The organism is Paenibacillus sp. O199, assembly GCF_001636635.1.
GTDB classification, from domain to species: domain Bacteria; phylum Bacillota; class Bacilli; order Paenibacillales; family Paenibacillaceae; genus Paenibacillus; species Paenibacillus marchantiae.
Genome location: NZ_LGRP01000051.1, coordinates 1 through 26,699, shown reverse-complemented (window position 1 = coordinate 26,699; position 26,699 = coordinate 1). Strand labels below are relative to the sequence as shown.

24 protein-coding genes and 1 other annotated feature are annotated in these 26,699 nt (G+C 47.5%); of the genes, 14 read left to right on the top strand and 10 right to left on the bottom strand.

Going from position 1 to position 26,699, the window contains the following annotated elements; all coding sequences use genetic code 11:
• From A6049_RS30535 to A6049_RS30520, 4 genes are all read right to left on the bottom strand, one after another.
• On the bottom strand, positions 1-1,739 hold a 1,739-nt coding region (locus A6049_RS30535; RefSeq protein WP_063568179.1), incomplete at its 3' end, for a transglutaminase TgpA family protein.
• Entirely contained in the window at positions 1,726-3,093 is a 1,368-nt protein-coding gene (locus A6049_RS30530; RefSeq protein WP_063568178.1) for a DUF58 domain-containing protein, read from the bottom strand. The genes A6049_RS30535 and A6049_RS30530, both read right to left, overlap by 14 nt.
• Positions 3,090-4,079 carry an AAA family ATPase gene (locus A6049_RS30525; RefSeq protein ID WP_063568177.1) on the bottom strand — a complete coding sequence of 330 codons (990 nt, stop codon included), beginning with the start codon at positions 4,077-4,079 and terminating at the stop codon, positions 3,090-3,092. The genes A6049_RS30530 and A6049_RS30525 overlap by 4 nt, the downstream gene beginning before the upstream one ends.
• 103 nt (positions 4,080-4,182) lie before the next feature.
• Entirely contained in the window at positions 4,183-5,451 is a 1,269-nt protein-coding gene (locus A6049_RS30520) for a polysaccharide deacetylase family protein (protein ID WP_063568176.1), read from the bottom strand.
• A gap of 245 nt (positions 5,452-5,696) precedes the next feature.
• Here A6049_RS30520 and A6049_RS30515 point away from each other — a divergent pair, with 245 nt between their 5' ends.
• The 6 genes from A6049_RS30515 to A6049_RS30490 all read left to right on the top strand — a co-directional run bounded on the left by A6049_RS30515 (position 5,697) and on the right by A6049_RS30490 (position 11,869).
• Positions 5,697-6,341: a DedA family protein gene (locus A6049_RS30515; RefSeq protein ID WP_063568175.1), complete on the top strand. Its 645-nt coding sequence runs from the start codon at positions 5,697-5,699 to the stop codon at positions 6,339-6,341.
• Positions 6,342-6,595: 254 nt separating this feature from the next.
• The gene (locus A6049_RS30510) at positions 6,596-8,107 is read left to right on the top strand and encodes a spore germination protein (protein ID WP_063568174.1); all 1,512 of its coding nucleotides are present in this window, start codon (positions 6,596-6,598) and stop codon (positions 8,105-8,107) included.
• An 18-nt stretch (positions 8,108-8,125) separates the two neighbouring features.
• Complete coding sequence (locus A6049_RS30505; protein WP_063568173.1) at positions 8,126-9,328, top strand: Ger(x)C family spore germination protein; 1,203 nt, start codon at positions 8,126-8,128, stop codon at positions 9,326-9,328.
• 5 nt (positions 9,329-9,333) lie between these two features.
• Positions 9,334-9,570, top strand: a complete 237-nt coding sequence (locus A6049_RS30500; protein ID WP_063568172.1) for a hypothetical protein — start codon at positions 9,334-9,336, stop codon at positions 9,568-9,570.
• Between the two features lie 20 nt (positions 9,571-9,590).
• Complete coding sequence (locus tag A6049_RS30495; RefSeq protein WP_063568171.1) at positions 9,591-10,697, top strand: GerAB/ArcD/ProY family transporter; 1,107 nt, start codon at positions 9,591-9,593, stop codon at positions 10,695-10,697.
• A gap of 44 nt (positions 10,698-10,741) precedes the next feature.
• Positions 10,742-11,869 (top strand): GerAB/ArcD/ProY family transporter, encoded by a 1,128-nt coding sequence (locus tag A6049_RS30490; RefSeq protein ID WP_063568170.1) that lies wholly within the window; start codon positions 10,742-10,744, stop codon positions 11,867-11,869.
• A gap of 92 nt (positions 11,870-11,961) precedes the next feature.
• On the opposite strand, the gene bcp is transcribed toward A6049_RS30490, so the two are convergent.
• From bcp to A6049_RS30470, 4 genes are read right to left on the bottom strand one after another with little or no spacing between them, the layout of a single operon-like run.
• The gene (gene bcp / locus A6049_RS30485) at positions 11,962-12,426 is read right to left on the bottom strand and encodes a thioredoxin-dependent thiol peroxidase (RefSeq protein WP_063568169.1); all 465 of its coding nucleotides are present in this window, start codon (positions 12,424-12,426) and stop codon (positions 11,962-11,964) included.
• 44 nt (positions 12,427-12,470) lie between these two features.
• A complete protein-coding gene (locus tag A6049_RS30480) occupies positions 12,471-13,247 on the bottom strand; it encodes an ABC transporter permease (RefSeq protein WP_205412062.1) in 777 nt (258 codons plus the stop codon).
• A 13-nt stretch (positions 13,248-13,260) separates the two neighbouring features.
• The gene (locus A6049_RS30475) at positions 13,261-14,055 is read right to left on the bottom strand and encodes an ABC transporter permease (RefSeq protein WP_053779604.1); all 795 of its coding nucleotides are present in this window, start codon (positions 14,053-14,055) and stop codon (positions 13,261-13,263) included.
• 1 nt (position 14,056) lies between these two features.
• A complete protein-coding gene (locus tag A6049_RS30470; protein WP_063568167.1) occupies positions 14,057-15,103 on the bottom strand; it encodes an ABC transporter ATP-binding protein in 1,047 nt (348 codons plus the stop codon).
• 204 nt (positions 15,104-15,307) lie between these two features.
• On the opposite strand from A6049_RS30470, the gene A6049_RS30465 reads away from it, so the two are divergent.
• Both A6049_RS30465 and A6049_RS30460 read left to right on the top strand, forming a co-directional pair.
• Complete coding sequence (locus A6049_RS30465) at positions 15,308-16,351, top strand: LCP family protein (protein ID WP_063568166.1); 1,044 nt, start codon at positions 15,308-15,310, stop codon at positions 16,349-16,351.
• An 81-nt stretch (positions 16,352-16,432) separates the two neighbouring features.
• A complete protein-coding gene (locus A6049_RS30460) occupies positions 16,433-17,752 on the top strand; it encodes a glutamate-1-semialdehyde 2,1-aminomutase (RefSeq protein WP_063568165.1) in 1,320 nt (439 codons plus the stop codon).
• Positions 17,753-17,838: 86 nt separating this feature from the next.
• Here the strand turns inward: A6049_RS30460 and A6049_RS30455 are convergent, their stop codons facing one another.
• Positions 17,839-19,233: an aminotransferase-like domain-containing protein gene (locus A6049_RS30455; protein ID WP_063568164.1), complete on the bottom strand. Its 1,395-nt coding sequence runs from the start codon at positions 19,231-19,233 to the stop codon at positions 17,839-17,841.
• A gap of 177 nt (positions 19,234-19,410) precedes the next feature.
• Between A6049_RS30455 and A6049_RS30450 the strand changes: the two genes are divergently transcribed.
• The 5 genes from A6049_RS30450 to A6049_RS30430 all read left to right on the top strand — a co-directional run bounded on the left by A6049_RS30450 (position 19,411) and on the right by A6049_RS30430 (position 25,611).
• A complete protein-coding gene (locus tag A6049_RS30450) occupies positions 19,411-20,346 on the top strand; it encodes a DMT family transporter (protein WP_063568163.1) in 936 nt (311 codons plus the stop codon).
• A 27-nt stretch (positions 20,347-20,373) separates the two neighbouring features.
• Positions 20,374-20,677, top strand: a binding site (T-box leader).
• Between the two features lie 161 nt (positions 20,678-20,838).
• Positions 20,839-21,831: a tryptophan--tRNA ligase gene (gene trpS, locus A6049_RS30445; protein ID WP_063568162.1), complete on the top strand. Its 993-nt coding sequence runs from the start codon at positions 20,839-20,841 to the stop codon at positions 21,829-21,831.
• Positions 21,832-21,900: 69 nt separating this feature from the next.
• Positions 21,901-23,007, top strand: a complete 1,107-nt coding sequence (locus A6049_RS30440; protein ID WP_063568161.1) for a GerAB/ArcD/ProY family transporter — start codon at positions 21,901-21,903, stop codon at positions 23,005-23,007.
• Positions 22,988-24,457, top strand: a complete 1,470-nt coding sequence (locus A6049_RS30435; protein WP_063568160.1) for a spore germination protein — start codon at positions 22,988-22,990, stop codon at positions 24,455-24,457. The genes A6049_RS30440 and A6049_RS30435 overlap by 20 nt, the downstream gene beginning before the upstream one ends.
• Positions 24,454-25,611 (top strand): Ger(x)C family spore germination protein, encoded by a 1,158-nt coding sequence (locus A6049_RS30430; protein WP_063568159.1) that lies wholly within the window; start codon positions 24,454-24,456, stop codon positions 25,609-25,611. Before A6049_RS30435 ends, A6049_RS30430 begins: the two co-directional genes overlap by 4 nt.
• Positions 25,612-25,676: 65 nt before the next feature.
• Here the strand turns inward: A6049_RS30430 and A6049_RS30425 are convergent, their stop codons facing one another.
• Positions 25,677-26,087, bottom strand: coding sequence for a sensory rhodopsin transducer (locus A6049_RS30425; RefSeq protein WP_063568158.1), 411 nt, complete (start codon positions 26,085-26,087; stop codon positions 25,677-25,679).
• 237 nt (positions 26,088-26,324) lie between these two features.
• Here A6049_RS30425 and A6049_RS33060 point away from each other — a divergent pair, with 237 nt between their 5' ends.
• Positions 26,325-26,561: a hypothetical protein gene (locus A6049_RS33060; RefSeq protein WP_145921971.1), complete on the top strand. Its 237-nt coding sequence runs from the start codon at positions 26,325-26,327 to the stop codon at positions 26,559-26,561.
• Positions 26,562-26,699: the final 138 nt, after the last annotated feature.

Genomic DNA, 26,699 nt, shown 5'->3' with positions numbered 1-26,699 from the left:
GAGACGTCCGCATCGGCCTCCCCGGGCCCGAATCCCTTAACCCAACGTGCTGGAATACCCTCTGCACGCAGCAGCACAATCATAGCTGTCGAGAAATGATTGCAATATCCCTGTCGCGTAACGAATAGGAAATCGTCCACAAAATCGGTTCCGCGTGGTGGCATACGGGTATCCAGTGTATATTCGGCGTGGTCCGCAAGATACGACTTTACGGCTTGCACGGCATCATAACGACTCTCACTTCCCTGAATGATTTCCTTCGCAAGAGCCTGCACACGTCCGGGAAGCGTAGTTGGTAGCTGCAAATACGTTCTGCGAATTGCCGCCGGATCTTTCATATTGGACTTCTTTCCCAGAAGGCGTAGTTGTTCAGGTGTTGCCACGGGAATCATGATGTCTGCCGTATAACTTTTGACAGATTGATTGTCATAGGTAGCCGCCAGCCATAACGTGGCGGAATCTTCATTTGATAGTAATAAACGTTTATTCTTCTGATTATCCCTGTTCTTATCCTGGAACGAAAGATTGAGTGGCATTCCACCTGTAAAGAGGGGATTGGGTCCTCTCCATTCTCGCTTCATCGTTACCGTTTGACGAATACGTTGCCAATAGGCTGGATACTCCCAACCATCGGTACGCACCAATCCAGATGGACTTGCCGTCTCAAAGCTCTGCACAGGATCACCCCAGGTGCTTCCGTTATAATATGAACGGGTCTCGCCCCGCCAATACGTAGCTTCCGGACTTTTCGCCGTAAAAAAGATCGTGTCTCCCTGCACCAAAGGTGCGCCCATTGGTGCATCCGCTGTACTATATCCTGTGACGGCGGTTGTGGCAGGAATACTTCCGTGCTGTGTATAGCCTGCCCAGCGGGCCAGCCGTTCACCCATCTGCTCAAGGGATATACGTTCCGGTGGAGGAATGGAAGCAAGTTGACCAGGAATCGCTGAGAAAAATACCATACCTGCAGACACCGCAAGCGTTACCGTGCACCAACGGCCATAAGGACTCTGCTTAAAGATCGGTGTGGTGACCCCGCCATTAAGGCGAAGCAACTGTAACATGGCCTGGATGAGTAGAATCCACAGCACAGAACGTATCACCGAAGCATATACATCCAGTCCGGCAAAGGATTCAAGCAGCAGCAAATAGACCAATGTTGCACTGCCAAAAAGCATCACACTTCGTCGCAGCAGTACAAGGGACTGCACGGAAGCCATCAGCATGCTCCAACCGCACATCATGAGCAGACCTCTTGTCTCCACACTAATCGAGTGAAAACGCCACGTACTCATGAAACTACCCATATCGGCAGCAAGAGTGGTGGGATAGGTAACTGCCCATCCAGCAAGGTCATTACCTCCATACATGCAACATAATGCGGCTAGAGCAATGAAGAGTCTAATCAGTATTCCCGTGATCCACCCCGTACGAAGCAACCCCGCGAGCAGCAAGGTTCCTGTTAATCCTGCCATCACGGACAAGAATCGTTCACTGCCCTGCTGACCCGTTGACGTAACCGGATAAATCCACTCCAGGGACAATATAAGCAAAATGGCAGAAAGACCGATTCTGTAAAGGAGAGGCTCCGAATTTTGGCCATGACTCTTCAAATCTACTCCAGATGTCCTGGTTTCCCCTTTATATATGGAATGCACAGACTCTAATCCCAAACTGGCGGTATGCCCCCTGTCAGCCACAGTGGAGTTCACTTGAGGGTTTCCATTATGCTCCCACATCCGTTACCTCCGCCTTTCTCATTGAAGGTAAAGAGCTGTCTGTGATCCAATGGATCTGTACTCCACTTTGACGAAGCTGTTCCAGACTTTCATTGCCCATGTTACGAATGGTTCGATCTGTTGCAATGGACTGTGCTGTTTCTGAAACTACAGTGGTATCAGAAGTCGCATCGCCTTGAGTTCCTCGATTCTGAGCCATATTGCTGTTGAGGGATTCCGCTCGCGATATAGGTGATGGATCTTCTCCAGCCATGAACTCCGTTAACTGAACCTCTACCCTGTATCCCAACCCAATTGCACACATTACCCACTCCACAAGAGCTTCGTCCATTTTACCCGTGAGAACCACAATTCGTGACCCGATGGCCATTCTATCCAACATCTCTGTGCGAAGCGAAGGAGGTACAACTTGAGCCGTGGCAATTCGTGCCTGCGCCAGCTTGTCTAACGCATGGTTTTCAGGAGAGTGCAGGAGTTCTTGTTTCCATTTCTCCTGAAGAGCAGATCCTGACCCACCGCCTTCCGTCCACACTTGATAAGGAATGTTGTCCCGTTCAGCGGTATGAACCCAACGAGCAGCTGCACGGACCGCACGTTCAAAAGCAGGCATATCCCTCTTCTCTGACTGCCGCATTTCATAACCCGATGCACCTTCATACACCAGTATACCCAGCGAGACAGAATCGGAGGTTTCAGGCAAAAAAGTCTGAAGTCGACCCGTTTTGGCTGTGCTTTTCCAATGAACACGCCCCAGTGGGTCTCCTTGCTGATATTCCCGGAACTCAGGACTGCGATTCCCCTGACTGCTTCTTCGCTCAGACAGGGCATCTTCCCCCACGGCCGAGTATTCTCCAGGATTACTCTCACCCCATTCCGTAGCTTGGGGAACAACAATTAGCGAGGTATGATTCACAGTCTCTGCGGAGACCGTATTCCATCCGAAAACATCACCCCAGTACAATCTGCCTGATTCCCATCTGTACACACCTCTGCGCAAACCCGATAATTCATATTGATACGTAAACTGGCGACGGGTTCCCGGAAATAGTAATTTACGATGTACACCGGCAGGTGTCTTCTCACACAGAATGATCCATAACAGTGGAATCGGGCAGTCGAATTTCAGTTCCACTGCCACCCGCGTTCTTTCACCTGCCACAACCCGATTCGCATGCATTTGCCGCCGAATGTTAATATTGCGCGGACCGAAAAAATGGATAATCAGTGCGCTTGCGAGCATCAAGGCCGCTATAATGGACAGAAATAGCGCGGCTTTGCCGCCATGCCATACATATAAAGAGGCAAAAGCCACGGCCAGGACAGCACCCAACATTCGTTGACCCAGCGCAGTCATTGACGCCGTCCCCTTCCCTGTGCCGCCATCTGTACAGGTACAGGAACCGATGACAGAGCTTCCTGAATCAATTGCGCCTGTGCCCAGATTTCGGCTCTGTTCTGGGCTTTTAATTGAACGCGATGGGAAAGGACCGGTACAGCCATCTCTTTCACATCATCGGGAATGACATAACTGCGTCCTTGGAGGTAAGCAAACGATTGTGCAGCAGCCATCCAGGCCAATGTTCCACGAGGGCTGATTCCCAGTCTTACCGATGGATGACTTCTTGAGGCAACGGCAACAGCAACCAGATACTGTTTGACAACAGGGTCCACATGTACATGTTTTACTTCACGCTGCATAGCTACGACTTCTTCAGCAAGCATGACAGGGCGAAGCTCATCAAGCAGTTCTCTGCTTTGCATCCGGGTTAACAGTTCGACTTCCTGCTCCGGATCAGGGTACCCCAGTCCAATCTTCATGAGAAAACGATCCAACTGCGCTTCAGGCAGACGATAGGTGCCCTCAAACTGCAACGGATTCTGCGTCGCCAGCAAAAAGAATGGGCGCGGCAAAGCATAGGTTTTGCCATCCACCGTAATGCGTCGTTCCTCCATCGCTTCCAGAAGTGCCGACTGAGTACGAGGGGAAGCTCGATTGATTTCATCAGCCAGAACAATATTGGACATGACGGGTCCTGGTCGAAACTTGAATTCTCCCGTATGCGGATGATACATCGACGTGCCCGTCACATCTGCCGGCATCACGTCCGACGTGAACTGAATTCGTCCCATGGAGCAATCCAGCGCAGAAGCGACGGCGCGAACCAGCATCGTTTTACCTGTACCCGGTACATCTTCCAGAAGTACATGACCTCCACTAAGCATTGCAGTTAACACATAACGAATCTCTTGTTTTTTACCAATGATCACACTTTCAACTCGCTTCATAACTCTATTCAGCAATTCTACGGCATGTTCATGTTCCATTCGGATATAAGACATTTCTTCTAATCTCCTTCCATCCATCGGCATTCCTGAACCATACTAATCTATGATTCAGTGTTGCCCGGAAGTAGAGAGAATAGTCCTGTACGAACGACTTTATTCAGATCAATTTATCCAAATACATACTGTTAGCTGCTGCCAGAGGAACGCTGGCTTTAACCATCCATTCCTTTTCATTCGCCTTTAGTGAATCAACGGTTACTCCCATATGCTCCATCAATTCCCGCAGCGGAACCCAGATCGTTCCTCCCTGGCTCTGCACGACTCCCTCTGTCGTTCTGTCATTCATCTGGTCTGCACGTTTCGTTGTCAGGTCTCCGCTGATACTGTCTGCATGGATGGTTCGGTCTTTCCATATGGCTGTAGCTGTCCGGGTCTCTGCATTCCAGCGAGCGCTGCCACCGAACTTTTTCATAAAGGTCCGCAAAGGCACCATGATCCGCTGATCTTCCACGCGAAATTCTCCTTGCTTCAACGTGGCTGCTGCCAAGCCAATTTCCACCTTCAATTCTTTGCCAGCCAACCACAGGTTGCTGTTCTCCTGTACATTTTCTGCGACCCATTCCTTACCCGGAGCTTTGCGAGACTTGTATTTACCATTGGAATCGATGCGGAATTGAACAGGCTGATCCGTGGCCTTCATCGTGTCAAAACGAAAACCTTGATCCTGGTAATACTTGATAATGCCAGGTAGTGCTTTTACCGTCTCAGCATGAGCGCCTCCATCATGCATCAATACAATGACCGAACGTGCCCCGGCAGGCACCTTGGTCGCATTGCGTAAGATCTCTTTGGCCGGAACACCCTTTCGTTTGGAATCACCACTGTCTACGTTCCAGTCCATAACGGTGTATCCGCCCAATTTCAGCAAATCAAAATAACTCTTGTCGAAATGTCCATAGGTACCGCCCGGTGCCCGGACCAGATTCGGCCGAAATCCTGTAATTCGCTCTACTATCGCCTCAGTCTGTTTGATCTGCTTCCAGAACACTTTGAAATCACTGTACAGCTGTTCATAATTATGATTAAACGTATGATTGCCCAAAGCATGTCCATCTTCCACAACCGCACGGATCATCTCAGGATAACGTTCTGCTTGCTCACCAAGCACAAAAAATGTAGCCAAAACCTGCTCCTTGCGCAAAATATCCAATACTTCACGGGTATGGTTACCCGGTCCATCGTCAAAACTCAAATAGACTACCTTTTCTTGAGGATTATCTTCTTTGGAGGCGGATGCATCAGACCCCGATACAGAAGAAGCGTAAGTTGTGCCTGCAGATGCAGCGAATACACACAGCAGTACCACAATGCGAATTATAAGCACAGACCATTTTCCAGATAAAATTGTATGTATTGGTGTTACCATGTTCGAATCAACCTCCAACGTCTCTAGTGAATTTGCTGATAGACTTCAGCAGATTTGTTAGAATTATATGGAGGACGCGCTGAAAAAAGACGCGATTTTGTTTTATAATTTTTCACAATTTGGGATGGCTCGTGATTGATTCTTCGCTTCGGATTAGGTAGCATAATGGACAGGTAGGATCGTGAACAAAACTCCTTGGAGAGTACGTATCTCCTCCCACCCTGTCTGCAGGAGAGTGAAGTCTATTGGAATTGCTTGAGAAGGTCCAGCATCTGTTTGGATCCTACGGATACAGCGTTTTGTTTTTTGGCTTATTGCTGGAATTCATCGCCCTTCCCTTCCCGGGAGAAACGACTATGGCTTATGCAGGGTTTCTGTCCTACAAGGGTCATCTGGACTTCGGAATACTTGCCATCCTTGCTTTTCTGGGAACGACGATTGGCATGACGATCACTTATTTTATTGGGGCCAAAGCAGGTCTGCCGTTCATTACACGATATGGAAAATGGTTTCTAATGAAACAGGACAAGCTGGATAAAACGCAAAAGTGGTTTGCCAAGTACGGCAATGCCCTGATCTTCATCGGTTATTTCATTCCGGGAGTGAGACATTTCACCGGATATTTTGCGGGTATAGCCGCTGTTCCCTTTCGTAAATTCGCTCTCTATGCCTATTCAGGCGCACTGTTGTGGGTCATGCTGTTCCTGGGCATCGGTAAAATATTCGGCCCCCAATGGAACGCGGTGTTCCAGCTTGCTCATCAATATGCACCTTACATCGTGGCGGGGATCGGACTGTTGCTGATTGCAGCCGTTCTGTACCGTTATCGAAAAGCGTTGGCTGCCCGATCGTTGCGCAAGCCTGCCGCTATTCGGCAAAGACAAAAATAAACGATAGTATTCACATATCTATCGATGATATCAATGGTTGAATTCAGACACATTTAGCGCAGAGGTTTTTCTGCCTATTAGATGTGGGACCACCGGGTTAACCTTTCTGTTATTAATAAGGAGCTGCATATCGCAGCTCCTTTTTTTCATGTTCTTTTTTTATTTTGTGGGATATTCAATAACACTTTTGTGATAATCCTGATTCATCCAGGTCATACTAATTTGCAAATATAGGGTGTATAAGGGGTGAAGGAATGAGTACAACAGCGCAGAGCAGCCAGGATCAGAGAATATCTCCGAATCTTACGGAAAATACGGATTATTGTAAGAAGGTGATGGGGAATAGCAAAGACTTGATGATTCGTCCTCTGCAGTGTTTGCACAAATGGCCTTCTGTCATGTTGTACATCGATGGGATGGTAGACGTGCAGATTGTGAATCATTCCATCCTGGAATCCTTGTTACAAACCCGTGAGCTGCCTGACTTCTCAGCGGAAAATGAGCATCTGATCTATCTCCAGAATGATGTCTTGGTGGCCAGCAACGTAATATTAATCGAGGAGATGAAAGACGTCCTTGATGCTCTCTTGGCAGGCTTTGCCGTTGTGCTGCTTGAAGGATCGAATCAAGGCCTGAAAATCGCAGCAGCGGGCTGGGAAGACCGTGCCGTCGGCGAACCCATCTCCCAAACGGTTGTTCGCGGTCCCATGGAGGGCTTTAATGAAAATTTGCGAACGAATACAGGCTTGATCCGCAAAAGAATTCGTGACCCCCATCTCTGGATTGAAGAAAGGGAGCTTGGCCGAGTCACCAACACCAGGGTAGCCGTGGTATATCTGGAGCATATCGTCGATCAAGAGGTTATAAAAGAACTGCGGCGAAGGCTTGATGAAATTGATATTGACGCTATTCTGGAAAGTGGATATATCGAGGAGCTCGTGCAGGACAAAACAGGTACGATCTTCCCTACGGTCTATAACAGTGAGCGACCAGACACCGTATGCGCCGCACTGCTTGAAGGTCGGGTCGCGATCATTGTAGACGGTACTCCTTTCGTACTGCTTGTTCCCGCTCTGTTTGTTCATTTCTTTCAGTCCCCCGAAGATTATTACCAACGGGCCGATATTAGCTCATTGATTCGAATGATTCGTTATCTAGCGTTCTTTATTGCGCTGCTCGCTCCATCCTTCTATATTGCCATTACTACCTTTCATCAGGAGATGCTGCCCACCAACCTGCTTATTAGTCTGGCAGCTCAGCGAGAAGGTGTTCCATTTCCGGCATTCATCGAAGCCATATTGATGGAGCTGACCTATGAAATTCTGCGGGAAGCCGGCATCCGTATTCCAAAGACCGTCGGTCAAGCCGTTTCCATCGTAGGTACCCTTGTTATTGGTCAGGCCGCAGTAGATGCTGGCGTTGTATCGGCTGCCATGGTTATTATCGTATCCATTACAGCGATATCCAGTTATGTTATTCCGGAAAATGGACTCTCCATTTCTGTGCGGATTCTGCGATTTGTCCTGATGATTCTGGCTGCTGCCTTTGGTTTCTACGGAATTCTGATGGTTCTACTGATTACAGTAACCCATCTATGCAGTTTAAGATCTTTTGGTGTGTCTTATATGTCCCCGTTCGCACCTTACATCGGGAAGGATCTCAAAGATACCATATTCCGCGTGCCTTGGACCCGGATGAAAACCCGTCCGCTCTCTACCGGAACTGCGAACGAAACCAGACAAGCTAACAAAAAAACGAAGCGATAATCGGTAAGGAGAACGTGTATGAACAAATGCCTACAATTGATTCTATCTTTTGCCGTTCTGCTCCCTCTCCTTACCGGATGCTGGGATCGACAGGAACTCAATGAGCTTGGCATAATGCTGGGTCTTGGTGTAGACAAGGATGGCGATATGATTAAGGTTAGTGCTCAAGTGGTTGTTCCCAATGAAGTATCCTCCAAGTCAGGAGGAGGTAAAGGAACGCCTGTGACTCAGTATCAGGCTTCTGCGCCTACCTTGTTTGAAGCCATTCAAAAGTTAACGGAATCTAGCCCACGTCGTATATTCATGGCACATATCCGCGTGATGGTCATTGGCGAAGAGTATGCTCGCAAAGTGGGCATTTATGATATCACAGAAGCATTAATGCGCGAGCCTACGGTTCGTCCTGACTATTACGTCATGGTTGCACGAAATACAACAGCTTCCAAGGTGCTAGATGTGCTGACACCACTTGAAAATTTACCTGCGGAGAAGATGTTCAATTCATTGGATGTATCCACCAAGACTTGGTCACCCACAACAACCGTAACTGGGGATCGGTTAATGGAATACATTTTGGCTCCTGGAATACAGCCTGTAATTACCGGAGTGGAGGTTGTTGGTCAACCTGAGAAAAGTGGAAGTCAAGCTAACATTGCGACCATTAAGGCTCCTGCTAGCCTCAACTCAACAGGACTGTCTGTATTCAAGGGAGACAAGCTGATTGGGTGGCTAACCGAGGATGAATCCAAGGGATATAACTACATTCGAAACAATGTGGTATCCACCATCAGCCATCTTCCCTGCCGAAAAGAAGGATATGTGACCTTCAAAACACTTCGTACAACGACCAAACGGAAAGCAAAAGTCGTAGCAGATCACCCTTTAATCAATATTAAAATCAAAAATGTATCTTCCATAGGTGCCGTTGAATGTGGAATCAAAATCGGTTCAATGAAAGTACTCAAGGAATTGGAACAGGACAGTGAGGAACGGCTTGTAGAACTGATGCAAAAATCCATCAAATCGGTACAGCGCAAGTTTCACGTTGATATTTTCGGATTCGGGCAAGAGGTCTACCATGCTGATCCCAAGTTCTTCAAAAAGGTGGAGAAAGATTGGGATAGTTATTTGGAAAATCTAGATGTTCATTACGATGTCAATGTTCAAATCAAACGTGTAGGTACACTGGATGATTCGTTCAAAGATCAAATTAGGGAGTGAGACAGGTGTTAATTACACTTAGTGTCATTGTGACCGCAGGGGTCATTGGGTGGTTCGATCTGCCGGGGCTCATACGTAGCAAGGAATGGAAAGAATTAGCTGTTTACAGTGTCTTACTGCTCTTGGCTACCATTCTCAGTGTCTTTGCGGCCAACCTGTGGGAAATCCCAAGCCCACTTTATCTCATCATATGGATCTATGAACCTGTAAATCAATTTCTGGCACACTTGACTGGAACTTAAGGAAAAAAGGAGGGGACATTATGCTTGAACAGGGTCGCATCGGAACAAGACAATTGTCCATCCTCATTTTTATGATGGTGGTCGGGGATATGATGCTCATCTATCCCTCGGTCATCACATCCTATGCCAAACAAGATGCCTGGATATGCGCTCTTGTCGGGGTTCCGTTGGGAATGGCCCTCACGCTCATGTTTTTAAAGCTGTGCAGTCTGTATCCGGAGGAAAATCTGATACAGATTTCACGGAGCATTCTGGGATTTTGGCCAGGCAGTCTTGTATCCGCATTTTACCTATTCTTTTTTGTAATAGGTGCCTCTACGCACACCCGAGAGGTCGGAGATTTCCTAACTTCCCAAATCTTTCAGTACACCCCGATTCGAGTCATCATTCTGATGTTTGTTATTACAGTTGGCTGGGGGTTATATCATGGTCTGGAGACGATGGGGAGAAGCAGTGAATTGCTGATGCCTATCCTTATCGTGTTTATTCTCGTGCTTGCATTCTGTCTACTACCTCAGATTGATCCCAGCAATTTAAAGCCTGCTACAGATACTGGCGTTGTTCCCATCCTGCAGGGTATTCTCATAAGTATCATATATCCCGTAGGTGAACTGGTCCCCATTATGATGATTATTCCCTACACGCTAAAACAGGCTCACCGAACTCGGGATGTCCTTATGGCGGCAGGACTTGGCAACTTGTTGCTGGCTATATTGGTTACCATCTCTCTGCTTGTTCTAGGTGCTTTCCTTACACAGCACAACATCTATGCTTCCTTTATTTTATCTCAGAAAATTAGCATTGGTGGCTTTTTTGAGCGTATTGAAGCCATTATGGCTTCTTCCTGGCTCATCTCCACGTATGTTAAAGCGATGGTGTATATGTACGCATTTATCCTCGGATGCGCCGAACTATTTAGGCTCAAGCAGTATCGGATACTCATCCTACCTGCAACATTGCTTATATTTGGCCTTGCCAATCTGGTCTCGCCCAATTTGACCTTCATCGTCATTACGGTCGTTCCATATTGGGTAGATTGGGATACCACATTGAGCATTATATTGCCAGGGCTGTTACTGTTGGTACATATGTTCAAAAAGGGTTGGAAAAACAAGCCTTCGGGATAAGGCAATGCTGGAGTTCTAATATGTCAGGAAGGAGGCTGGAGACCATGATAATTAAAGATAAAATTACCATTCGGCAATTCACCTTGCTTACCTTTCTTGTCATGGTTGGGGATATGATTCTGATCTATCCTTCGTTGGTCACAACCTTGGGTAAACAGGACGCATGGATATGCTCTTTCCTCAGTCAGCCCATCGGTCTATTTATCATTTGGATTTTGTACAAACTACAACAAACCTACCCTGAACTATCTTTAATCGAAATTTGCAAGAAATTGCTTGGTTCATGGATCGGATCGGTCTTGTCTGCTGGTTACCTGTTCTATTTCGCTATAGGCGCTGCCATCTGTATCCGGGAAGTTGGAGACTTCATGACGACTCAAATCTACCTCCAGACCCCCATCCGTGTCATTTTGATTATGCTCATGTGTTCCCTGATCTGGGGCCTAATGAAAGGATTGCAAACCATGGGAGCAACCAGTGAACTATTGACTCCTATTGTTTTTGTTTTTATGGTTCTCCTGTTCGTGGGTTTGCTGCCCAAAATAGATGTCTCACATCTGCAGCCTATCTTTAACATCAGCCGGGTTCATTTGATTGAAACCGTTATTCGCGGATCCTTTACCGCCTTCGGGGAGCTGCTCGTGCTTACTATGATTCTTCCTTATGTAATGCGAGGGCCGCACCTTAAACGAGACTTGTTGCTTGCCACTTTCTGCGGAGGTCTGCTCCTGTGTGTATTGCTATTGTTTTCCCTTATGGTTGTGGGTCCTTTCCTAACCCAGCATAATATTTTCATTTCGTACACCCTGTCTCAAAAAATTAATATCGGTAACTTCTTTGAGCGAATTGAAGCCTTCATGGCTACTGCCTGGTTAATTGCGACCTATTTCAAAAGCCTGCTGTACATGTTCGCTTTTGTTATCGGACTAGCTCAGCTGTTTCAGTTGAAAACATACAAACCACTCATTCTCCCTTCATCCTTGCTCATGTTTGCATTGGCCATCCTGATCTCCCCCAATGTCATTTTTTATATCGAAACCATCATGCCTGCATGGGTGGATTGGGACATTACTTGCAGTTTTATTATTCCTCTGTTGCTTTTACTTGTTCATCGCATTCGCTTTGGCAAGAACAGAAAAAATCAGTCTCCTCCAGAACGATTGCCCACATAAAAAGGCTGTATTAACGGTATAACCCGCGAATACAGCCTTTATTATGAAGTGAACATTTTTTTGTTGTATAGAGAACAGACGAGTTTACCTTCCTAAAGTTGCTGCAAAGCCTCAAGTGCTGCTTCAATATGCCCTTTGACTCGCACTTTAGACCACGACTTCAGCAGTATACCCTCTTCATCAATAAGAAACGTGGAGCGTACCATCCCCATGTATTCCTTGCCATACATCTTTTTGAGCTGCCATACGCCGTATTGTTCGGCAACCTGATGTTCTTCGTCGGATAACAGGATGAATGGTAAGCCGTATTTGGCAATGAATTTGTCGTGCTGCTTCATCGGATCAATACTAATCCCCAGAATAACTGTATTTAATCCCTTGAACTCCTCATGACGATCACGGAAATCACATGCCTGCTGTGTGCAGGAAGAAGTCATATCCTTCGGGTAAAAATATATCAGCACCCGCTGTCCGCGATAATCGGAGAGTTTTACCGTCTCTCCCGTACTGGACGGAAGTTCAAAGTCTGGTGCCAGCTTGCCTTCGGTTAATGTCATCTCATTTCCTCCTATATCTCGTCTATACTTTCAATGGATATCTGTTATGATCCTGCTCCGCGATACTTCTTCACGCCATAATTCCATAGCAGAAGACCGATGGAGCCAAACACCAATCCCATCACAGGTGTCAACATCGCCATACGATGCATTTCGGATCGTTCCAGGAACAGGGCTGCCGGATAAATGCCCACGAAGGCAAATGGAATGACCCACGTTAACAGGACCTGAATCGCGCGGTTATAGATGGTTACCGGATAACGTCCATATCCCTGAATGTTGTACATTAATGGCAGGATACCTGTAGGCGCGTCCGAATAAAATGATAACGACGTCAAGGTGATATAGATACCTGCATAGATTAGCACTGAACTAATAGTAAGAATAATGAGGGCCGGAATATGCCACCACTCCAGCACAAGCCCCATCTCCGCACCGCTGATGACCATAATGATCAGACCGATAAACGAACCAACGAGTGCAGGCGGGTCCACATTTTCGAGTAAAATCTGGAACAGGTTATGCGCAGGTCGTGTTAATATGCGATCCATCTCGCCTTTGACAATATACCGTTCACTGAACCCCCACAGATTGATAAAGCAACTGAAGATGCCGTAAGGCACCATAAAATATCCATAAACAAAAAGGACTTCACTCTCACTCCAGCCGCCCAAATTATCCGTATGTCGGAAAACCACAAAGATAAAGATCAGATTGGTTGCCTGGAACAGCAAATCCGAAAGGATTTCCACCCAAAAATCGGCGCGGTACGTGAGACGTGTTTTAATGTAATTTTTTAAATATTCCCAGATCAGACCCATATAGTACACTCTGTTATCCTCCTTGCACGAACAGACGCTTGCGCGCCTGACGCCAGATCAGCATCATCGGAATGAGCAGTATGACAAACCAGAACACCTGAATGCCGAGTACGCTCCAGATGCCTGTGCCCTCCACTCTTCCTGTGAAAACCGAACCGGGTAGATACGTAATGGCCTGAAAAGGCAATACTTTCATCACTGCGGACATCCAGCCCGGATAGAGGCTGATTGGAATGATCAGACCTGAGAACAGATCAACCACGACGCGTTTCATACGCATCATGCCTTCATTGTTTTCCACAAAAAATGCGGCAAGTCCCGTAATAACATTAATCTGGGAGTTAATGAGGAAACTGAAGAACAGCATGACCAGAAAGCCAATCCACGCGGACGGCGCCGTGGGCAGTTCAACCGGGAACAACAGAATCGCAATGAGCATTCCAGGAATCATAAGCAGCAGGAAACGGAAAATACCTTCGCCCAGACCCTGCATCATTTTGACCATGACATAGTTGATCGGTCTTATGAATTGAATGGCAATGGAGCCATCCCGAATGTCTGCGGCTATTTCCCGGTCCAGGTTGTTAAAATAAAACGCACGCGCCATCCACGATACAGCCACATATGTCGTCATCTGAGCTGCCGTAAAACCGCCCAGTTCACCACTACTGCCGTAAATGGCTTGCCATGTAAAGTAATACACGCCGATATTCAGCGTATATATCAAAATGCCGGAATAATAATTCACCCGGTATGCAAGCATCGTCAGGAACCGGATGCGCATAAAATCAAAGAATGCACTATTCATCTTAGGACACACCCACCGCTTCGTTCTTTGCGCCCACAATCTCGGGACGCTCGGCGGAACCGGATTGGTAAATACTGCGCACAATCTCATCCGTGTTAATCTCAATAATCTGAATATCGGTAATATCTGCCTGTCCAACGACGCGTCCCAGCACATCCGACACGTTGAGTTCAAGTGGAATCCAGACCGATGCGGACAGTTCATTCTCCACCGTCCAGCGAACAGGGAGCGCAGCAGTCCACTCCAGCATTTGTTCCATGGGATGAGCAGTGCCAAACTTGAACCGGATCTCCCGTTCCTTGCCCCACTGAGATTTCAGATGATCCAACCCGCCATCATAGATGATATTGCCCGCATCGAGCATAATAACTCTAGAGCATAAAGCTTCGATGTCCTGCAGATCGTGGGTTGTCAGCAAAATGGTTGTTCCGTGTTCCTTATTCATGTCTTTCAGAAATTCACGGATTTCCGATTTCACAACAATATCCAGACCAATGGTAGGCTCATCCAGGAAAACAATATCTGGATTGTGCAGCAGCGCAGCGACCAGCTCACAGCGCATACGCTGTCCAAGACTGAGCTTACGAACAGGACGGTTCAGCAAATCCTGAAGCTGTAACCGCTCAACAAGTTCATCCAGACGTTTGCGGAAATCGACCTCACCTACTCGATACACCTTTCGCAGCAAATGGAAGGACTCAATAACACCGATATCCCACCAGAGTTGGCTGCGTTGACCAAATACGACACCAATATTCTGCACAAACTTCTCACGTTCCTGATACGGAACATATCCACCAACCGATATTTGCCCTGAAGTAGGCACCAAAATGCCGGTCAACATCTTAATCGTTGTTGATTTACCGGCACCGTTCTCTCCAATATATCCGCATATTTCGCCTTGCGGAATTTGAAATGAAATATCATTTACAGCCAAGACCTCCTGGTATTGACGTGCAAACAGATCCTGAAATGCGCCCTTAAGCCCTCCTCGACTTTTCTGGACGCTAAACGACTTGCGTAAATCTTTGACATCAATCGCCAGCATGATTATACCTCACTTGGATTTTGTTGAAATTGCTTGTAGCCCAAAAAGAAATTATAATAGTATCAGTCAAAATTCAGCAAGCTTTAAAAAATAGTCTGAGGCCGCGTCCTCTGTTGTATCTCACAGATATGTCGTGTACGGAAAGCCCGGGCTAAATCAATTTGGACTCATCTTCATTTATTTTGAATACAAAGGAGAGCTAGCATGACCAGAAAGACGAAGAGAACCATTTGGATTTCTCTTGCCGCCTTCGTGCTTATTGTTGGAGGCGCTGCGGCATTTTATTTCGGTTCTATTCTCAATCAGTTGAATGGCTTGCAAAAGGAAGGCGATGATTCGCCGTTTGCCGGTATCGAAAATGTTGAAAAAGTAAGTACACCGGATCCTCCGAAATGGGAAGGCACCGAAACGGTTAATATTCTCGTTATGGGTGTTGATGCCCGCGGGCTGGAGAAGGGGGAAGTTCCTCGTTCTGACAGCATGATGGTCGTTTCGCTTGACCCACTCACCAAAAAAATTAATCTATTCTCCATTCTGCGTGACACATACGTCAACATTGACGGATATGGCAAGGAACGAATCAATACTGCTATTACCCATGGTCCCAACGTAGCAATGAAAGCTGCTGGAGACCTGCTGGGTATCCCTGTCCAGTATTATGTGTATACCGATTTCCAAGGATTCATCAAATTGGTGGATGCCGTTGGCGGTGTGGATTTTGACGTAGAGAAGGACATGCACTATACAAGTAAAGCGGACAATAATGAATACGATATTGATCTGAAAAAAGGCTACCAGCATTTGGATGGCGATACGGCTCTCATGTACGTTCGCTTCCGTCATGACGCCATGTCGGATTATGCCCGCTCCGAGCGGCAGCGCGAATTCCTGAAAGCTGTAGCAGCGAAAATGCAGTCAACGACAACGATTGCCAAACTGCCTTCCATTCTGGAAGAAGTAAATCCTTTTGTCGATACGAATCTGACCCTCTCCGACATGTGGAAGCTGGGCGGACTCGGATATCAGAGCAGCATGAACGGCAGCGAGCAAATCCCGCCAATGAAAATGCTCAAGGAAGAGCGTACACCGGGCGGAGCTGAGGTGCTGACGGTAACCAGTGAAGAAAAACTTAAGCAATATATTCAAGATATCATTCATCCTCCTGCTCAAGAGGAAGGCAGTACTACTGGAGCCGAAGACAAAACGGCAAGTGGTGACGAACAAAACTCCAAGCAACCCGCACAGTAATGAAGTGCAACACGCAGAGGGCAGCCCATATGCTGCCCTCTCGCTGTGTTTGGTTTATCTAATACGAAAGGAAGTTATCTTATGAATCCATCACGTTCCCGTTCCGAGCTTTTATACGAAGAAGCACTTCAACATATTGTAGGAGGTGTGAACAGTCCCTCCCGCTCATTCAAAGCGGTGGGTGGCGGTGCACCTGTCTTTATGAAAAAGGCGCAAGGTGCGCACTTCTGGGATGTCGACGACAACCGTTATATCGATTATCTCGCAGCGTACGGCCCAATTGTTACAGGACATGCTCACCCTCATATTACCCAAGCGATTACCGAGGCAGCAGCCAATGGAGTGCTGTACGGCACGCCAACAGAACTTGAAATCAAGCTCGCCAAAATGCTGAAAGAAGCTATTCCTTCAATGGACAAAGTTCGTTTTGTAAACTCCGGTACAGAAGCGGTCATGACCACCATCCGGGTTGCCCGCGCCTACACCAAACGTAATAAAATCGTGAAATTCGCCGGATGTTATCACGGTCACTCCGATCTAGTCCTTGTGGCAGCAGGTTCGGGGCCTTCCACGCTGGGTATTCCGGATAGTGCAGGTATTCCAACGAGCATTGCGCACGAAGTCATCACGGTACCTTTCAACGATCTGGACAGCCTGAAAGCAGCTCTGGAGCGTTGGGGCGATGATGTCGCCGCAGTCATGGTTGAACCGATTGTTGGCAACTTCGGTATGGTTATGCCGGAACCTGGCTTTCTGGAAGGACTCTGTGCCATGACACGGGACAATGGCTCACTCGTAATTTATGATGAGGTCATTACAGCCTTCCGTTTCCACTATGGCTCCACACAGACGTACGCGGGACTGGACAATCATGCGGAAATTGAACCGGATCTGACTGCACTTGGCAAAATCATCGGCGGCGGTCTGCCCATCGGTGCTTACGGCGGTCGTAAACAGGTTATGGAGCAGGTTGCTCCACTCGGCCCGGCCTATCAAGCCGGAACGATGGCTGGTAACCCTGCGTCTATCTCTGCGGGTATCGCTTGTCTGGAAGTTCTGCAAGGCGAAGGTGTATATACGGAGATGGAACGTCTTGCGATTGATCTGACAACAGGCCTTCAGGCTTCTGCGGATCGTCATGGCATTGCGTTAACCATTAACCGAATTCGTGGTGCCTTTTCCACCCACTTCTGTGACCATCCGATTACGAACTATGATCAAGCCCAGGATACCGATGGGGAACTGTTCGCTTCCTTCTTCCGTCATATGCTGAATCGTGGCATTAATCTGGCTCCTTCCAAATATGAAGCCTGGTTCCTGACCACTGCACATACGGACAAGGATATTCAAGAAACATTGGAAGCCGCAGAATCTTCCTTCAAAGCTATGGCTCAGGCGTAAACCGTTATCTAACAATTCACATGTCGCAGCATAGCATGTCACTGAAATTAAATTAATCACATGAAATAAAGGCGTCCCACAAGCGATTATTCCGCTTGTGTGGACGCCTTTTGTAGTTTCGCTATCTCCTCACGGATAATCCTCAGCCCTTCCTTGATCCGTTGCTTAGGTACATTGGATATGTTTAACCGCAGCATTTTATCCTGATGTATCTCCTGTGCACCTTCCGGATAATATCGCTCTGTTGTATCGGCGATGACTCCCCGTTGATCCAACCGGGACAGCAAGACCTTGAGCGGCATATCCTTAGGCAGTGGTAGAACCGTATGCTCCCCTCCTGTACGCGGCGCATTCGCAAATGGACTGAAGTCAGGGAAGGCATTAAGCTGTTGATACAGCTTGTTCATCCGGGCAGCATAACGACTGCGGATGACTTTGCCATGGTGGGCAAACATCCCGTTACGGATGTAGACTTCAAGTGCTGCCTGGGATAGTACCGCAGTGTCAATATCGAGCATTTTTTTGTATTTACTAAACGATGCAGTAAGACTTACAGGCAGAATAGCCACGCCAATCCGCAGGCCGGGAAACAGGATTTTGGAGTAACTTTTCAAATAAATGACTCGCCCTTCTGTATCATAGGACCATAATGGGTCCTGCTTCGTGTTCTCTTCCAAATCAGCCAAGAAATCATCCTCTACCAGATAGACATCATAACGCTGCGCCAGGCGGATTAATTTTTTCTTCTCAGCTGCCGTCAGGGAAGTCCCAATCGGATTGTGAAACCGTGGCATAACATAAAAAAATTTGATGTCTCCTTCGCGGAACTGTCGTTCGAGCGCGTCCCAATCCAGGCCCTCCAGAGAGCGCCTGACACCTGCAATAGGGACATTCAGTCCTTGTAGAAGCGAAGGCATATTATGATAACCCGGCAGTTCCAGCATTACCTGCTTTTTCCCATTTGGAAAAGGCATTAACGCCAGCACAGCTAGAGCTTGCTGCACCCCTGAAGTAATAAAGAACTGCTCCTTCCGGGCAAACACCTGATAATCGGCGAATTGCTTCTGCAACAATTCAATCAAGGAAGGCAAGCCTCTCTCGGTTCCATACAAAAACAAATCCGCCTGTTTCTTCTCCATTGCCTGATCCACACAATGGCGAAAATCGGAATAAGGGAATACACGCGGATCAGGAGCTGCAGAGGCAAAATCCAGCGGTCCCTGCCACTCTCCATCCTCCACTTCGGCTCCATTCTGTACCGCATAATATCCGGACTGAGGCACCGCGTAGACCAGATGCCGCTCTTCCAGCCACTCATACGCTCGTATGGCTGTACTCACACTACATTGATACTGCTCAGCCAGAACACGCACAGCCGGCAGTTTGATTCCTTTGTCCTGCCATTGTCCACTATTCTGCTGCCGCAATTGGTCCTGAATCCATTGCTTAAGTGATTCGGCGATGATTTCGTATTTTCTCATTGGATTCTGCAACTCCTCCGACTTCAGCATTACCTTAAGTGTACCGGTACAATAAACGTTTTTGTCTATTGTACCACTATTGGTCTGGCAGTATATTGAATAAGGTCAGACAGCGTACGCAGCAACATATGCGCGGTTGTAGTAGTAAAGAAAAACCGTATTATTGGAGGAAAACCTATGAACAATAGCCAGACTAGAACATACGCATATGTAGCAGCTGTTTTATATGCAGCCATTATTGGTTTATCCTTTTTATTTGTCAAAATGACGGTGAGTGTGGCACATCCAATTGATGTACTTGCACATCGTTTTGCTTTGTCATTACTCGTAGTCAGCATCCCTGTCATTTTCGGATGGATCAAGATCAAGCTAACCCTTCGTGATCTATGGCGTATCATTCCGCTAGGGCTGCTCTCTCCTGTTTTGTTCTTTGCCTTTCAGGCATTCGGGTTAGTATCGTCCAACTCATCGGAAGCAGGGATTATCCAGGCGATGGCCCCCGTATTCACACTTGTGTTGGCCTCTATCTTTCTAAAAGAACGTACATCCCTTGTGCAAAAACTGTTCCTGCTGTTGTCCGTGGCAGGTGTAATCTTTATTTTCTTGATGAAAGGGAGCGGGATGTCGGCAGGCAACTTTAAAGGTATTGCTTTACTGCTGCTCTCCACGGTGTGTTTTGCAGGTTATGGTGTATTGGCAAGACCCTTGGCGCAGAAATATAAACCGATGGAATTGACCTGGGTGACCCTGATGGTTGGATTTATCGTCTTCAACGCAGCTTCTCTGATTCGTCATGCGTCGAGCGGAACCATGATGGATTATGTGAAGCCACTCTTAGATGCATCTTACCTAGGAGCACTGGCCTATCTGGCTGTCCTCTCCACCATGTTCTCCACGCTGCTGGCGAGTTATGCCCTGACTCATCTGGAAGCTTCCAAAATGAGTGTATTCAGTAATTTGTCCACACTCATTTCGATTGCTGGCGGAGCCTGGATATTGCATGAACCTGTCCATGGATACCACTTTGTTGGAGCCTTGCTGATCATCGCAGGTGTACTTGGCACCAATATGAGCGGAAGAAAACGCAAGCTGGTCAATCCAGATAAAGCATGATACAATGTGAAAAATTATAAACGGATGTTATCAACAATGATGAAGAGAAGTACACAGGACAGGATACCTCAGAGAGCCGGCGGATGGTGTGAGCAGGTGTATCGGTCATGTGGAAATGGGCTTCGGAGTTCCGAGTTGAACCCTTTCTGCCACCTGTACTCAGGAGCGCGGATCGTCAGTAGGCAAGGCGGCATGTTCAGCCGTTATCCATGGACAGGATATCGATAAGGATTATGTGGGCTTCCTGCATATATTTATCCGTATCCCTCAAGTGGGCCGCAACCAGCGGCCAATTAAGGTGGCACCGCGAAGCATAAGCCTCGTCCTTCTATTCTGTTCCCGTCTGGGAAACAGGATGAAGGACGAGGCTTTTTTAATTTATGTATGTACCCAAAACTGTTGCAGGCTGAAAGGAGGTGATGGTCGTGGAAGACGGCTGGTGGCGTCAGCAATTAAGGATCGAAAAATCACAACATCAAAGGAGAATGAACCATGAACAAGAACAAAGACATTATTTTAACCGGAGACCGGACAACCGGACAGCTTCATCTCGGCCATTACGTGGGCAGCCTGCGCAGTCGGGTGCAATTGCAGGATGAGTACAAAACGTATATTTTACTGGCTGATGTACAGGCGCTTACGACCCACTATGATCAACCGGGGCTGATTGCAGACAGCGTGCATCAAGTGACACTCGATTATCTTGCCGTAGGTATCGATCCCAATAAAGCCACTCTGTTCATCCAGTCGATGATCCCGGAAATTTCCGAGCTGACTGTCATATTCTCCATGTTTATCACGGTGAACAGTCTTCGGCATAATCCCACGATTAAAAACGAAGCGCGTGACCGTGGCTATAAGGATCTCTATTACGGATTTCTCGGTTATCCCGTCAGTCAGGCTGCGGATATTGCGTTCTGCAAAGCAACCCTTGTTCCAGCGGGGGAAGACCAGATCCCACATATCGAAACAGCGCGGAAACTGGTCCGGCGGTTCAATGAATTATATTCGCCCGTTCTGCCTGAACCACGTATTCTGACCGGAGAACGGCTGGGCGGACTGGATGGCGTCGGCAAAATGAGCAAAAGCATGGGCAATGCCATCTCGTTGAATGCTCATCCTGATGATGTGTATGCCAAGCTGGCCAGGGCAAAAACCGATCCTGCCCGCATTCATCGTTCTGACCCGGGACATCCGGATATTTGTCCGGTATTTGCCTATCACCAGCTGTTTCGAAAGGATCAGGCCGCTGAGATTCATGCGAGCTGTAGTGACGGCACCATTGGTTGTAAGGATTGCAAGATGATTGCAGGCACTGCAATTAACGAACTGCTCTCCCCTTTCCGTGAACGGCGAAATTACTATGAACAACGTGGACATGAAGTGAAAGAAATCCTCGTGGAAGGCACACGCCAGGCCCGTCAGGCTGCACGTGAGACGATGCTTGAGGTTCGTGAAGCGATGGGGATACGTTATTTCGACTGACGGTATGAGAAGGCTTGATCACGTTAACACTGCTGAGAACAGTATATTGGGAAAAGAGGTCCCCTCAGCATGAAACCAACACAGCCTTCCTTTTTGCAAGCCATGATGTTAATGATGTTATCTGTCGGCCTGATCAGTCACGTCCTGATCATCCCTGCCCTTTTGTCTTCGGCAAAAAGAGATGCATGGATATCCGTTCTGTTGTCTGCAGGGCCTTATCTTTTATTCACTCTAATGCTTGCCTATGTCTCTCGTTTTCTCCAGCACCAAACCTTGCATGAATGGCTGACTTCCCATCTTGGCAAGCCTCTTGGCATGCTGTTTCGGGTGGGAAACAGCCTCTTTTTTCTGTCCGTGATCTACTTCACTCTGCATGATACCACCACTTGGGCCAAAACTAATTACCTGACGGAGACGCCCATATTGGTTACAAGCATTGCTCTGATGTCTCTCTGTGCCTATGCGGCCTATAAAGGAATACGCTCTCTGGCATTTACAGCAGGTTTGATCCTGCCCCTGGTTGTGCTACTTGGCTTCTATGTAGCTATCGTCAATACACAGTACAAGGATTACAGTCGTCTGCTGCCTGTGCTTGAACATGGCTGGCATCCTGTGCTTCATGGCACAGTCTACAGTCTTGCAGGCATGTTTGAGTTGCTGTTCATCTGGTATCTGCAGCCCCACCTTTCCAAACGGATACGTGTATGGCAGTACCTGATGCTCGCGATCATTATCCTTGGGCTGACACTCGGTCCACTCATTGGGGCGATCGTGGAATTTGACCCTTTTGAAGCTGCCAAAATGCGATATCCCGCCTTTGAAGAATGGCGAATTGCGTCCTTGGGCAAATATATTGCCCAGACTGATTTCTTTTCCATTTATCAGTGGCTCGCCGGTTCTTTTACCCGGATTAGTCTGGCCATGTATATTGTAGTAGAAATTTGGAATATTAAGAGCGCCTCCAGAAGGATCATATGTTGTGCCACTCTTGGCGTCTTTTTTATTCTTACCATGCTGTATCCTCTGGATGATATGACATTCGAAAAACTGCTTGTCCAATACATATTCCCGTTCAATCTCGTGTATCTGAGCGGACTAGCGGTGGTTGCAACAGCAGTTGCATACATCAGTTCACGCCATCAGAGGAGGAAACATCATGGAGCACCAAACGATTGACACCACGTCCCATGAAACGCTGCTTGCCTCTTTCGAAGAGCAGTTCAGTCCCTGCGCAGATGTTGTTATTCAAAGCTTCCCTGCCAAAGATGAAACCGATATGTCGGTGATTATGCTCTATTGCGACGGTTTGGTCGATGGTAAACAAATCAATCAGTTTATTATCCCACGGCTAGAACAGCATTCTCTACATGAAGAAGAAGCACATCCCAAAGAATTGGGGTTAACATTGAATCCGGTGGATGATCTCACAGATACAGAGAATTTAAATCTGCTGATTTTCAGCGGACAATTACTGCTCATTTTCGGAAATGGTGATCAATCCTGCAGTCTAGATATCGCGAGTATACCAGGAAGAACCCCTGAGGAGTCGGCGATCGAGTCATCGATTAAAGGACCTCGGGATGGGTTCACTGAGGAGTTATCCGTGAATATTGGCCTCATTCGCAAACGAATGAAAACCTCTTCCATGTGTTATGAGAAATATGTTAAAGGTGGTCGTACCCAGACCGCTATTGGTCTGTTATACGTCAAAGACATCATTAACCCGGATATTCTGAAAGAAGCACGCCAAAATCTCGACCAAATTGAAATCGATGGCATTCTTGGTACCTCTATTATGGAACGTGCCATTATGGGGGGAATTCGCAGCATCTTCCCACTCACGGATAATACTGAGCGACCCGATTATGTCGTGGACTCCCTTTTAAATGGGCGATTTGCGGTTCTCATTGAAGGTTCACCAGTAGCCATTATCGCTCCAACCACTCTGTTTAATCAGTTAAAATCGCCGGAAGACGAGAGTACCCCTTTTTTCATTGTTACTTTTGAGCGAATTTTGCGCATTTCCGGATTACTGATTGCCTGCTTCTTTCCTGCCTTCTATATCGGCCTGACTAGTTTTAACGTGGAGCAGATCCCCTTGCCTCTGCTTGCAACCATTTCGGGTACACGGATGGGTCTACCTATGCCAGTAACGCTGGAAGCATTTTTAATGATATTTATGTTTGAGCTATTTAATGAAGCCGGCCGCCGACTCCCACGAGCCTTGGGACAAACCGTCAGCGTCGTAGGTGGGCTTATTATCGGAGATGCAGCTATTCGAGCAGGAATTACTTCCCCCACGATCATTGTCACGGTGGCTATTTCGGTAATCTCCAGCTATATTTTGGTGAATACCGTGCTTAGTGGAGCTACTGCTCAAGTCCGGATTGGGATGCTAGTCATTTCTTCCATTCTTGGGTTATTCGGTTTCATGATTGGACTACTGGGTCTGCTGGTGCACCTCGTATCCTTGGAGTGTTATGGCGTCTCATACCTGTCACCCGTCTCACCTTATATACCCGGCGACTTCACCCAAGCCGTATCCATGCCCCCTTCTATGAAACGGACCAAGCGCCCAGCTGTACTCCATACACAGGATTCCACTCGCCGGAGGAAAGGCTCGTGACAAGATGGATGGCTAAAGTTAGCTTGTTAATAAGCTGCTTTATCCTGCTGACCGGGTGCTGGGATTCCAAAGAGGTTCAGAGTATTAACTTTATCACGGCTGTAGGAATAGATTATGTAGACAACCAATATGTTGCTTACGCCCAACTCATTGATTTCTCCAGTATTGCCAAGCAGGAAGGGCCCACTTCAAGGCAAGCAAGTGATATCTGGATCGGACGGGGTGAGGGTTCTACGCTGAGTATGGCTATTGATGATCTATATCAAACTTCTCAGCAACAAACGTTATGGACCCATGTAAAAGCGATTGTCTTATCCAAAAATGTGTTGAATGGACGGCTGGAAGATGTCTTTAATACACTGTTGCATTCAGGCCAACTGAGATATACCCCATGGCTCTACGGTACAGAGCGTAACATTACAGATGTACTCGCTCCCTCTGCACTGCTGAACCAATCCGCCCAGACCATAGAGCTGTTTGAACCGATGAAGCTGTATAAGCAACATTCCGGTTATGAACCCATCCGGCTTCATCAGCTCCTTGACGGATTTCGGGAGCCTGCTTCAGTTATTCTTTTGCCTTCCATTACCAATCAGAATGAGACCTGGTTTAACGGAGAAAAAGCCCCCCCGCTTATTAGGATGGATGGGTTTTACGTCATTTCAAATGGTAAAAGTCAAGGCAGGTTAACGGGTAAAGACGCTGATGGAACACGATACGTGAATTATGACCGCGTCTTTCAATATCCGTTGTATGTATACAGCAACGGGAGCAAAACGCCGGAGCTGACGCTTAGGCTTAATCACCCAAAGACCACGATTAAGGCGAGGAAAGAAGGAAATGGCGTTACATTCGACCTGGTTACTTCGGTTAAAAGCGCCATCATCGAGGATCATAACTCTCATCGCTCTCCCCATGTTATGGAAAAGGAAGCGGAGAAACAGATTGAGTCCGAAATTCGCAATACGTTTGAGAAAACCAAATCACGCAAGATTGATTCCTACGGTTTTGTGGAACATCTATATCGTCATGATCTCCCCCTATGGAGACAGGCGGTATATAAACGGGCCAACCCACTTGAGGGGTTTAAACTCGGTAAGGTCGAGGTTCATGTGAAAATCCTCAATGCCAGTACGTATAAATATGATGAGTAACGCAAAAAGACGATCAGCAGCCTGCAGTCCATGCAAGGTTACGGGTCGTCTCTTGTCATTTCGTCTTATTCCAGTGGAAACGCCATAACACTCATGAGTGCCAATTCAGGCTGAGTGGTATCCAGACGACTGTACTGTATGATAACAGGAACATCGCTGGAGACGGTAATTGCATAGGGTATTCCAGGAGGGATGAGTTGTTCACCCGATCTCAACGACGCTGTCCGAATATGCTTTGTTCTCCGCGCAGGCACCTCAGCCACGATGTCTTCGAGCGGTTCCCTATCTTCAAAATAGATCGTTATTTGCAGCTGTGCATCCACTGTGCCTGTATTTAATACACAGATGCTCTCGTGACTCTCCAGTGAGCCCGAGCTGTCTGGTGGAATGTAACCATCGGGGATCACCCAGTAGGTGTGACCTGTCGCTGTGGAAGATATTTTATGTGCTGAAGTGTTCGTCTGATCCTGTGCCATTAATAATTCCTCCTTTGCTAATGCAATAATTAGTTAAACGCGCGTAAGGCTCGCGGTGCGGGCGCTTCGGTGGACGGATCGGGCTGTGGGCCGCTGTTGGCTCGGGATTTCTTTTTTATTCCCCCTCAGCAGGGGAAATCCCGCTCCAAAGGCGGACGCTTCGCTCCCTCTGCTCCGATTCCGCCCTCCTCCGCTGCAACGCTCGCCATGGCTTTTTAAAGGCTTTTTGCCTTCGCTATGTTCGCTGGGCAACTTAAGAGCAACCTTGCTCGTTACTTCGTTAACTCGCTTAATAAAAAGGCTGCTTGCGGGGCAGGCGCTTCGGTGGACGGATCGGGCTGTGGGCCGCTGTTGGCTCGGGATTTCTTTTTTATTCCCCCTCAGCAGGGGAAATCCCGCTCCAAAGGCGGACGCTTCGCTCCCTCTGCTCCGATTCCGCCCTCCTTCGCTGCAACGCTCGCCATTGCTTTTTAAAGGCTTATTGCCTTCACTATGTTCGCTGGGCAACTTTTTGGGATGCTCGTTACTTCGTTAACTCGCTGAATAAAAAGGCTGTTTGCGGGGCGGACGCTTCGGTGGGCGGATCGGGCTGTGGGCCGCTGTTGGCTCGGG